The sequence below is a fragment of the Streptomyces sp. NPDC111507 genome, from assembly GCF_055638955.1.
The window spans coordinates 46,147-56,332 of the sequence record NZ_JBVKBU010000030.1 but is presented as its reverse complement, the minus strand read 5'-3'; the positions used below and the strand labels follow the sequence as shown (position 1 = coordinate 56,332).

Here is a 10,186-nt window from a genome sequence, read left to right as displayed (position 1 = left end):
CCCCACGGCGGTCAGACCACCGCTATCCGCGTACCTCATGACGAGGATGTAGCACCGCCAACGCCGACTGTCACCCCACCCTTTCAACCTCAGCGGCAACGAAGACCCGGCTGTTCGTGGTGTAGTTAGCGCCGCCGAGCTTCGAATGACCATTGAACTCATAGGTCCACAGAGTCGGTCGGTCGGCCTGATTCACCGCCCGAGGCGACAAGGAAACGTCAGACAGAGCGCCTTCGGGCGTTGTGCGCGCCGATGTCGCACCAGGAACGCTGAGCGCGATTGAGGCAATCACGGCCGCGGTGACGGCCATCATGTGTCACTGGCGATGCCGATTCGAGTGAGCGAGGATACCCATGAGCGTTCCTCGTGGAGTGCTGAAAAGTCGGCGCCGCAGCCACCGGTAGGCTGATCTGCCAGCAGGAACTGTGACTCCGGCCGAGCAGAGGTTGCACCATGATTGACCCGCTCGACATACACCGTGAGTCTTGTGAGGCCGGGCGCGCGATCGGCGTGAGGGTGTCATGCCGGCGCAGGTACACCAGCCCGCCCAGCGCGCGCCGGTGCGGCGGAAGCTTGCAGCGACGGTCACGCTCCCGGGTGACGATGCGCATCGTCACCCACTCGACCAGCGCGTGAAGCAGGTCGAGTGCGGCAGGGCGGAAACCCAACAAGGCTCCTGCACTGGTGAGTTGAGACTTCGAACACCTCCCTCAACGGCACGGGAGCCTTGTCCGTTGCGGACACCGATTCCTCACCCGACCAGTGGCCTCGCTGAAAAGGTTCAAGGACGCGGAAGGCGCCACAGTCATTCAAGTCGAACAGCGTCTGAACGTGCGACGACGATGAGACTCCGGCCGGTCCCACGATCCCGACACTCATCGGCGGCGTAGCCACACGTTGGGCGCTGTGAATGACACGGTGCGTCTTGGGAGGGCCTACCTGTCCGCATCAGTCGTGGGCTGATGCGGCACTCGGCCGGACACCGTGACAGCAGACAGGAGGGCGACGCCGCATCGTCAACTCAGCTCCGCGTTGCCGGTCCAGGCCCGGAACCAGTCGGTGGCTCCTCAGTGGACATGGGGGCCGGGAAGGGTTCGAAGTCGATCTCCATGCCGTCGTCTAGCGGAACGCAAGCGCCAACGCCGCGGCGGGTGCCGGAGGGAGCTGACGATCGTCGGTGGGGATCACGCGGACAGACTGACGACCGCCGATGTCACCATCCCGCTGTCGCCTGGTTCAAGGCACCCTGGTGGTGCTTCCCAGCCCAGCTCGGAGCTGCGCTTCTGACTTTGGGGCACCTAAGGTGACGAGCAAGGTCTCTTGCCCTATGCTGCGGCATGCACATCCGGGGGGCGGCTGGCCGTCATGATGACTGGCACCGTGCCAAGTGCACATCACCCAAACCATCTCGACTCGTGCTGCAGCATGCCGTCAGGCGTCCCCGCCTGCGCGCGACTGCTACCAGCAAGGGTCCGGATCGGCGTGTTTCCCCGGATTCCCACGGTCATCGGAAGGCAGAGAACGTCATGGCAGAACGGCAGTACCTCGGTCAGGGCACCAACACATCCTGGGAGAAGTTCTGGTACGTCCTGGGTTGCATCTACTTCGGTGCCGCCTACTTCCAGAAGGTCCCGGTGAAGAAGGCGCTGAGCGAGTACGGGCTGGTCGAGATGACCGGGGCGGAGAAGTTCTGGTACGTCGTCCAGTGCATATTCTTCGGCGCCGGCTACTTCGCGAAGGTCACCGTCAAGAGGGCGCTGTCCGAGGTGCAGAACGCCGGCGGGCTCCCCACGGTCTGACGACGCCAGGGTGGCACACGGGCCGCGGGCTCGGATCGCGAGGAGCGGTCCGGGCCCGCGGCCCGTCGTCCGTGACGTGCACGTCGCCTGCGTCCCGCACAACGCATGCCGGTCCGGCATGCGTGGACGACCCGCGACCAGCACCATCGCTTCGTGGCGGACCGCAGTTTTCTCGTATCTCGTGGCCATGGCCCGGTGGCGCTTGAGCCGGTTGATGCCGCATTCCACCGCGTGGCGCTCCTTGTAGTCGTCCTTGTCGAACTTGGGCGGGCGACCGCCGCGCGTCCCGAATTTCTGGCGGTTGCGGACCTGGTCGGCCTTCTCCGGGATCGTGCATCCGATCCCGCGTCTGCGCAGGTAGGTCCAGTTCGCACGGGAGCCGTACGCCTTGTCCGTGCGGACCCTGTCCGGCTTGGTCCGTGGCCGGTCCGGGCCCATGTGGGGCACCCGGATGCCCTCCAGGGCCGGCTGGAACTGCGGGCTGTCATGCCGCTGTCCGGCAGTGATCAGCAGCGATAGAGGCCTTCGGCTCTGCTCCACAGTCAGGTGCAGTTCGGCGGTCAGCCCGCCGCGCGACCGCCCGAGGCCGTGGTCGTCGGGCTTGGTGAAGACGCCGCCGGGAGGCTCCTTCCGCAGTGCCCCCTTTTACGCGCGCCGGCAGCGTGTTGGTGAGCCCGAGCGACCGTGGAGTCCACGCTCACATCCCATGTGATCAGACCCTTCGCATCGGCCTCGGCTTGCAGCTGCACGAAGATCCGCTTCCAGGTGCCGCCCCGTTGCCGGCGTCGGAACAGGTCGTAGACACGGTCCCAGGGCCCGTACCGCTCGGGCACGTCCCGCCAGGGTCCGCCACCTCATGCCGTCGATCAGCCGCCTACGCGAGCACGTCGGTGGCTGGCCCGGCTTCTTGCCATGCGGCAGCCACGGCTTCGACTGGGCCAACTGACCGTCCGTCAGGTCATCACGCCTCACGACCAGTGAGCGTCCACGACCTTGATCCACTTTCACAACACGCCCTGGTTGGCCAGCTGAGCGTTCGGCTTCCGGCAGTCCCTTTCGTGCGAGGTGCGGTCGACGCCAGTGCAGGCCAGCACTGTATTGGCGGCGGCGTTGAGAAAGAGCGTGAACGTCCGTGTCTGCTCCGCCGTCCCGATAGAGCCGATGCGAAGAAGTTCGTCTCCTGTGGCTTCGAGGATGCCGACCGTCTCAGCGAGGCCTGACATCGAAGGCGCCTCCGGAGAGCAGGGCCTCTCGAGCGGAGCCACATGCCGGCGTCTCCTCGGTGGACATCGTGCAGAGGTCATCGCGTGTCATGCGCCAGCTCTCCGGGGCTTCGCTCAACTGGCCAACCAAAAGGCTCCCGACCACAGCACTGAGGCTTCGCACGACAGCTGGCGCCTGTGCAGACGAAATCCTGGACCCGCCGTGCTGTTCACGGGAAGCCGACGCCGCGCGTACAGGGCTTGGGCTCGCCGTTTCACGGTTTCGTGACCGGGTGGGGGCCGGCGAAGGCTCGCGAGCGGACTTCCCTCACACCTACACCACCGTCCACACTGCACTCGGCGGCGAGCCACCCATCGGTCGCGTCAACAGCGCTGCGGGTCACTACACCTGGCCGATGCGTGCCAGTGCCGTGCGGACGATCCGGCACAGTTCCTCGTCCACGAGGATGCTTCCGCCGTAGCGGCGGGGCGAGGCTGTCACCGCGTGCAGGGTGGGGAGAGCGGCGGCCGCGGGGGTGCCGATCGAGCCGAGTACCCGCACCGTCCGCAGGACCGGGCCGGGTGCACGGTGGGCGGCCAGCGGTGCCAGCTCCGGCAGCAAGGCCGCCACGGCGGGGGCCGGGTCACCGGTGATCCGCCACCAGGCCTCAGCCGCCCCGATCCGGCTCCACTCCCCTTGGCCGTCGAGCAGCGGGCGGACGGCGTCGGCGTAGGCCGTGGCCAGGGGACCCAGGTCTGCCAGGTAGCGCAGGACCGGGCGACCGAGCCCTGCCCGTACGGCCGCGCCGGACACCCGCAGAGCCAGTTCCGGGTCACCGGTGATCCGCCAGTGGGCCCAGGCAGCGGTCTGCTCGCCGTGCCAGCGGTTCGGCGGGCGATCGGAGTCGAAGGCGAAGCGCCGCGGCCGTGCTTCGCCCGTGGCGAGGCGGGCGAGCTGACCGGCCGCCCCCGCGGCGGCCGGGCCGATCTGGCCCAGCGCCTCGGCGGCCGGGCGAGCGGACGGCGTGTCCAGCAGGGCCGCCAGTTCGCGCACGGCCGGGGCGGCGGCCGGACCCCACTGGGCGAGGACGTGCAGCACCTCGGGGACGCCGCTGGCCTCGGGGCCCCGGGCGAGCCGCGCGCGGAAGGCCGGGAGCAGCTCCGTCGCCCAACGCCCCGGAAGCCCGTCGACGTTCAGCTGGTAGTTCCCGAGGCGCTCCCGGTACAGGAACGGCGCCCGGTCGTCCTCCATGGCGATCAGCGCCGTCACTGCGGTGTCGTTGTCCTGCGTCTGGGCGCCGACTCCAGAGCGCTCGACGAAGCGGAAGACCCGGTCCGCGTACGGGGCCACGGCCCGGCCGCCCCGGGCGAGGACTTCCAGGGCGGCGGAGGCCACGCGCGTCTCATCCTCCAGGCCCATGGCCACCGTCTCCCACAGGTCCGGCGCCGGACTCCGCCAGTGGCCAAGCTGGATGCCCGCCGCCAGCAGAGCCTTCGCCCGCAGGTCCGCGCTATGGTGGCGGGCCAGTCCGTGCACCAGGGCCGCCGCCTCTTGCGGGTACGGGGCCATCAAGTCCGCGAACTGGGCCACCGAGACGTGGCGGACGGGTTTCCACGGTGCATCCGCCGGTGGGTGCTCCCCGGCCACGGACACAGTCCGGGCCACGGTGCGGCCGGTCCCCGTCACCGCTGCGGGGACGCCCGCCGTCAGCACCGCCTTCGCAGCCGCCAGCCGGACGTGGGCATTCCCATGGTGCAACCACGGCCGTAGCCACGCCGCGACCTCCGCCGGATCCCAGGTGCCGGTGCCGGATCCCGCATACCTTCCCACCGCGAGCAGTTCGGAGACGAGAGCCGTCGGGTCGCTTTCCACGGCGGCCTGGCGCCTCAGGGCGTCGAGGGCCGCGGGGTCGTCATCGGGAAGCTCACGCAGGACCCAGGCCGCGCGGGTCCGTACCGCAGCCGCCCGGTCAGCCACGAAGGGCACCACGTGGTGCCCACTGGACGCGAACACCGTGTGGGACATGAAGTGCACGCCGACGGGACGCCGACAGGTCCAGGCGCGCCGGGCCAGGAGTTCGAGCACCTCGCAGCGCAGCCGGCGGTCGGATTCCGGGAGCATGGCGAACAGGCGGGCTGCCACGTGGGCGAAGACCGGGTCAGCGGTGCTCCAGCCCAGCCTCTTTTCCAGCCGCCGCCATGCGCTGCGGCGACGCCCGGGGATCGTCAAACCGCGCAACAGGCCGGGTATCTCCTCCCGCCCGGCCGGGACGCCTTCGAGTACGTGCCAGGGCACGCCGACCTCTCGTTCGTCCATGGCCGCGATCTTAGGGGTGTCAGCCGGCCGGGCCCGGGCCCGGGTCCAGTGCCGTATCAGGCACCGTTGGCTCTGTTGCTGCCCGGCGGTGTCAGCTCGTGCTGAGTGGCGGGGTTTGCTCTGCGTCGAGTTGGTGGTCGGCCCAGACGTAGCTTTCGGGAAGCAGGTCGGTAATAGAGACGGTTCGGAGATGGTCGCCTGCGCCGACGATGACCTTCAGGGCTGGGAAATAGTCGAGAAGGACTTGGCGGCACCGGCCACATGGGGGAACGACCCCCCGGTCGCGGTCGCCCGCGGCGACGATCGTGTCCAGCTCGTAGGCGCCCTGGGCAGCCGCCGTGCCGATGAGGACCAACTCCGCGCACGGACCTCCGGTGAAGTGGTAGGCGTTTACCGCGGTGATGATCCGGCCGTCCCGGGCGCGGGCCGCGGCCGCCATGGTGTGGTTGTCGCCCTGGCAACGAGTGCGCGCGACATGGGCCGCGGCCTGGATGAGTTCGTGGTCGACGGGGTGGGGATGTGTGGTCATCTTCTCTGCCTTCGTGCGGTGTCAGGCGACGTTGGCGCGAGTGACGATGGTGCGCAAGCGAATATCGGTGATGTGCTTCTTCCGCCAGATGATGTAGCGGCGGATCATGCTGCTCTGGGCCTGTGGGTGGGGTGGTCGGTGCCGTCGAGGGTGAAGTGACGCAGGGCGGTGATCCTGGCCTCGATGCGGTTGAGCCATGAGGAGTTGGTCGGGGAGCGGGCGATCTCGACGGGAAACCGCCCGTCAAGTTCGAACGGTTCATCCAGGAAGCGCGAGCCCGGACCGATCAGGAGGGCTGGGCAGCATAACCAACGTCTCTACGCAACCAGCGGACTGACATCCGGCGTCGCAACGGTGTGATGTACCCCGTGCGACCTCGGCGATGTTGTGACCGTGGAGGCGGAAGCCCGGGTTGAACCTGCAGTTGAAAAAAGAGGTACAGCCCCAGCGCACCTCCCACTGCAAGGTCGTGCGTGGGTCCACAAGCGCACGAGTAGAGCGCCGATTCGGCTCGTGTGAGGGCCGCAAGGCTGCGTGTCGTGGTGTTCCAGATTCGCAGCGTTCCGTCGCGCCGTCGCCGTACTTGCTGCCGCTGGTGATGGCGAGCCAGGTGCTGTCCGGGCTGCTCGTGAGCGCCCCCACTCGGCCGCGGTGTCCGGTGGGGGTGGCCGTGCAGGTGCCGGAAGTCCGGTCCCACATGCGCACGATCCCTTCGCCGTTACTCTCGTACAGGCCGCCAGCGGTGGCGAGCCACGTTCCGTCCGGGCTGACCGCCAGCGCCTCCACCTTCGCCCGCCTGGAGATCTTCAGCGCCAAGTTCGGCACGGCCGCCAACCCCGGCTCTGTCGAGACCGTTTCCCACGGCGTAGCGACGGCGGGACAGCCGACCGTCCTGAACCGCGCTGGCGGCTCCACCGCAAACTTCGCCCACCCGTACGCCATGACCTACTACGGCGACCCCAGCCACAAGCACGCGGCAGACAAGCCGATCCGCGTCGCCCAACTGCTCGACAACTCGACGCACGTCCACGACAGCCAGCTGGCTGGCACCCTGACGAAGTAGGAATTCCCCCAGACCAAAACCTCGAGTCACCCGACAACGGCACCACCCAGGCCAGAAGCGGGTGCCACACCAGGACACATCCGGGACATCTTGTAAATCCTTGGGGTCCGCGGCCGGCCGGTAGTGCGGTCGTCTCTTGCGTGGACATCGAGGGCGGCGTACGTCCGAGTCCAGGATGTCATGCCGACAGCTGCATCCTGGCGCCGACAACATGCCGGCACATCTGCCATCACCGATGGATTCGGGCGGCCTACACCGCGACACCCGGGGCGCCAATCGAATAAGATTCGAGTGGATATGTCTGTTATTGCGGATATCTGAGAGGTTATGCCATGGATGGTATCGCCGATATGGGAGGAACCCCAGGATGGGGCTCCATGTATCCGCCGAGACAGGATGAACCTGTTTTCAAGGAGTCCTGGGAGGGTCGAGCATTCGCGCTCGCGATCCTCGCGAACCGGGTATCGGGGGGAAACCTGGACTCCTTCCGACACGCGCTGGAACGCCTGGACCGAGCGCACTACATCGACGACGGCTACTACGGGCGCTGGCTCAACGCCGGAGAGCTGAGGCTCATCGACAGTGCCATCCTGGCGCCGGGCGCGATCGACGCCCGCGCGCGCAACCTCCGCGGCGAGCACGTGGAGGAACCCCCGATCCCGGAACCGGCCAAGCCCGACTACGCGCCCACCGCCGAGGGCAGCCTGCGCTCCATCGACGCCGCACCCGTGTTCGCCGTCGGCGAGCGCGTACGCACCAAGGACATGTCGCCCGCCGGACACACCAGGCTGCCGCACTATGTGCGCGGGCATGTTGGCGTTGTTGACATCATTCAGCCCGCCGGCGTGCTGCCGGACACCAACGCGCACTTCCTGGGCGAGAACCCGCAGTACGTCTACTCGGTTCGGTTCGACTCGCACGACCTGTGGGGCGCCGACGCCGAACCCTTCGAGCTCACCATCGAGCTGTTCGAGAGCTACCTGGAGACCGCCTCATGACCACCACCAACGGATCGGCCGAGCATCTTTCCGTGGCCCTGCGTACCGAGGCGCTCCAGCAATTGCTCACCGAGCGGGGCCTGATCGACCCGAAGATGATGAACGGGCTCATCGCCACCTATGAGACCAACGTGGGTCCGCTCAACGGCGCGAAGGTCGTCGCCAGGGCCTGGACGGACCCCGACTACCGTCGCCGGTTGCTCGAGGACGGCACGGCCGCCATCAAGGAGCTGGGCTTCGGAGGGTTCCAGGGCGAGCACATCGTCGTTGTGGAGAACACCGCGACCACTCACAACGTGGTGGTTTGCACGCTGTGCTCGTGCTACCCCTGGCCGGTGCTCGGCCTGCCGCCGAGCTGGTACAAGGATCCCGCATATCGCGCGCGGGTGGTGAAGGAACCGCGTGCGGTGCTGTCCGAGATGGGACTGGAGCTGGCCGACGATGTACAAATCACCGTCCGCGACTCCACCAGCGAGGTGCGCTGGCTGGTGCTGCCTGAGCGTCCCGGCGGCACCGAGCACCTGTCCGAGGAGGAACTCGTGCCGCTGGTGACTCGGGACGCGATGGTCGGCGTAGCCAAGGTGGAGGCATCATGACCATGCCGCTGGACATCGAGGGCCCCGCCGCACCGCCTCGCTCCAACGGCGAGCTGGTCTTCGCCGAGCCGTGGGAGAGTCGCGCTTTCGGTATGGCCGTCAGCCTCTACGAGGCAGGTACGTTCACCTGGCCGGAATTCCAGGGCGCACTGATCGCCCGGATCAAAGCCTGGGAGAACACGGCGGCGCAGCACGAGCCCTACAACTACTACCAGCTGTGGCTGGCTGCTCTCGAGGACGTTCTCGCCGGCCTGTGCGCCGTGTCCACGGACGAGGTCACCGCACGCGCCCGAGCCCTGGCGCAACGCCCCCCGGGCCACGACCACCGTGACCACGACGACCACCACGACCACCCGCACTGACCCCAACGCTCGCCTGGCACTCTCCCCTGCCGACTTGTCGGCGCCCTCCTAGGGAACCCCCCGGGCGAGTGAACACAAGGGCTGGTCGACGCTCTGATCACCGCTGCGCTGCGACTGTCGGGCCACCTGCCCGACCAGCAGCTGGACCGTGCGGATCGCGGCCAGGGCATGCTTCCCGCCCACGGCAAGGGTGTCGATCGGCCGGAAGACCGTCGAGTCGGAGGCCACCGCCGAACACGGCCGGCTCGGCCCGCAGCATCCCGACATCAGCCAGACAGTGCCCGCCGAGGGCGACCATGAGCGCGACATCCAACAGGATCTTGCCCCGATCGTGCACCGCCCGGAATTTGCGCCATGGCGCCAGCCCCGCCGATATCGGCGTCCAGGCCCGTCTTGCGGACCGTCTCCACCAGAAGCACGGCCCCAGCTTGTGAGACCACTGCGCGACCGCCGCCCTCGACACGGACACGCGGATACGACTCGCTACGCTGTTTTACCTGAGCAGTGCTCCTTTCCGTGCCGCGATCCAGGCCCTCGACAAGTCCAACCGTTCGAGGCCGGGAGTGCTTCTCGCGCTTGCGATCAAGCCTCGGACAAACGACCTCAAGCCGACTTCACGGTCAAGTCACCGCTCGTTGTCGACAGATCCAGGCGGTACGTGCCTGACGGGTCGTTCTTGAACGCCACGTTCTTGTCACCGTGGGAGTCGTTCGCTGAGATCTGGTACTTGGCAGGCGGTGCGGTGACCGTGAGGTTGCCGCTGGTCGTGCGAGCCTTGATGTCCTGCGGGGTGGCCGTCTGGATCGTCACCTCGCCGTTCGATGTCTGCGTGTCGATGCCGCCGCCCTTGACGTCCTCGACGTCGACGTCACCGTTGGACGTGCGTAGCTTCACGGGGCCCGTGGCGTTGGTCACCGCGATCTCACCGTTGCTTGTGTGCACATCGACCGCGCCCACATCGGTCAGTGTGAGGCCACCGTTGGACGTGCCTCCCGTCACCGGAAGACCGGCAGGCACTTTGACGATGTAGTCGACGCCGCAGTTCTTGCCGCAGCCGGACAGCACCAAGACGCCGTCCGCGACGCGGAAGGACGTGCCACTCGGCTTGTCACCGCGGTAGTTGACCTTGCGATGCACGGAGAACGTGGAAGTGTCGGCCGAAGCGTCTACCTTCACATCTCCGTTCCCGCTGTCAAGACGGATTGAGGTGATTCTCTGAGGCTCCTTGGCGTCGTCCTCGAAGGTCTTCTGGCTGAGGGACGAGCACGAGGACAGCCCGCTGACTGTGAGAGCAGCCAGAGCCGCCACTGTAAGAGTGCG

At 67.7% G+C, this 10,186-nt stretch carries 10 protein-coding genes and 4 pseudogenes; 5 read left to right on the top strand and 9 right to left on the bottom strand.

Features of this window, described 5'->3' with window-relative positions; all coding sequences use genetic code 11:
- Positions 1 to 500: 500 nt before the first annotated feature.
- A pseudogene (locus ACZ7M2_RS50410) lies at positions 501 to 668 on the bottom strand (IS5/IS1182 family transposase); the annotation flags it as partial.
- An 858-nt stretch (positions 669 to 1,526) separates the two neighbouring features.
- On the opposite strand from ACZ7M2_RS50410, the gene ACZ7M2_RS50405 reads away from it, so the two are divergent.
- On the top strand, positions 1,527 to 1,799 hold the full coding sequence (locus ACZ7M2_RS50405) for a hypothetical protein (RefSeq protein WP_352053710.1): 273 nt from the start codon (positions 1,527 to 1,529) through the stop codon (positions 1,797 to 1,799).
- 132 nt (positions 1,800 to 1,931) lie between these two features.
- On the opposite strand, the pseudogene ACZ7M2_RS50400 reads toward ACZ7M2_RS50405, so the two are convergent.
- From ACZ7M2_RS50400 to ACZ7M2_RS50375, 6 genes and pseudogenes are all read right to left on the bottom strand, one after another.
- Positions 1,932 to 2,771 (bottom strand): annotated as a pseudogene (locus ACZ7M2_RS50400) (IS5 family transposase); the annotation flags it as partial.
- 32 nt (positions 2,772 to 2,803) lie between these two features.
- Complete coding sequence (locus ACZ7M2_RS50395; protein WP_471601042.1) at positions 2,804 to 3,022, bottom strand: hypothetical protein; 219 nt, start codon at positions 3,020 to 3,022, stop codon at positions 2,804 to 2,806.
- Between the two features lie 382 nt (positions 3,023 to 3,404).
- Complete coding sequence (locus ACZ7M2_RS50390) at positions 3,405 to 5,318, bottom strand: hypothetical protein (RefSeq protein ID WP_471601041.1); 1,914 nt, start codon at positions 5,316 to 5,318, stop codon at positions 3,405 to 3,407.
- 91 nt (positions 5,319 to 5,409) lie between these two features.
- Positions 5,410 to 5,847, bottom strand: coding sequence for a cytidine/deoxycytidylate deaminase family protein (locus ACZ7M2_RS50385; protein ID WP_471601040.1), 438 nt, complete (start codon positions 5,845 to 5,847; stop codon positions 5,410 to 5,412).
- A gap of 21 nt (positions 5,848 to 5,868) precedes the next feature.
- Positions 5,869 to 6,077, bottom strand: a pseudogene (locus ACZ7M2_RS50380) (transposase); the annotation flags it as partial.
- Between the two features lie 28 nt (positions 6,078 to 6,105).
- Positions 6,106 to 6,633 carry a WD40 repeat domain-containing protein gene (locus tag ACZ7M2_RS50375; RefSeq protein ID WP_471601039.1) on the bottom strand — a complete coding sequence of 176 codons (528 nt, stop codon included), beginning with the start codon at positions 6,631 to 6,633 and terminating at the stop codon, positions 6,106 to 6,108.
- Between ACZ7M2_RS50375 and ACZ7M2_RS50370 the strand changes: the two genes are divergently transcribed.
- From ACZ7M2_RS50370 to ACZ7M2_RS50355, 4 genes are all read left to right on the top strand, one after another.
- Positions 6,590 to 6,910: a hypothetical protein gene (locus ACZ7M2_RS50370; RefSeq protein WP_471601038.1), complete on the top strand. Its 321-nt coding sequence runs from the start codon at positions 6,590 to 6,592 to the stop codon at positions 6,908 to 6,910. The two genes, ACZ7M2_RS50375 and ACZ7M2_RS50370, sit on opposite strands and share 44 nt — an antisense overlap.
- A 332-nt stretch (positions 6,911 to 7,242) precedes the next feature.
- A complete protein-coding gene (gene nthB, locus ACZ7M2_RS50365) occupies positions 7,243 to 7,908 on the top strand; it encodes a nitrile hydratase subunit beta (RefSeq protein WP_471601037.1) in 666 nt (221 codons plus the stop codon).
- A complete protein-coding gene (gene nthA / locus ACZ7M2_RS50360; protein ID WP_471601036.1) occupies positions 7,905 to 8,504 on the top strand; it encodes a nitrile hydratase subunit alpha in 600 nt (199 codons plus the stop codon). The genes nthB and nthA overlap by 4 nt, the downstream gene beginning before the upstream one ends.
- Positions 8,501 to 8,866 (top strand): nitrile hydratase accessory protein, encoded by a 366-nt coding sequence (locus tag ACZ7M2_RS50355; protein ID WP_471601035.1) that lies wholly within the window; start codon positions 8,501 to 8,503, stop codon positions 8,864 to 8,866. Before nthA ends, ACZ7M2_RS50355 begins: the two co-directional genes overlap by 4 nt.
- 141 nt (positions 8,867 to 9,007) lie before the next feature.
- Here the strand turns inward: ACZ7M2_RS50355 and ACZ7M2_RS50350 are convergent.
- Positions 9,008 to 9,396 (bottom strand): annotated as a pseudogene (locus ACZ7M2_RS50350) (transposase); the annotation flags it as partial.
- 73 nt (positions 9,397 to 9,469) lie between these two features.
- Complete coding sequence (locus ACZ7M2_RS50345) at positions 9,470 to 10,042, bottom strand: DUF4097 family beta strand repeat-containing protein (RefSeq protein WP_471601034.1); 573 nt, start codon at positions 10,040 to 10,042, stop codon at positions 9,470 to 9,472.
- Positions 10,043 to 10,186 lie beyond the last annotated feature (144 nt).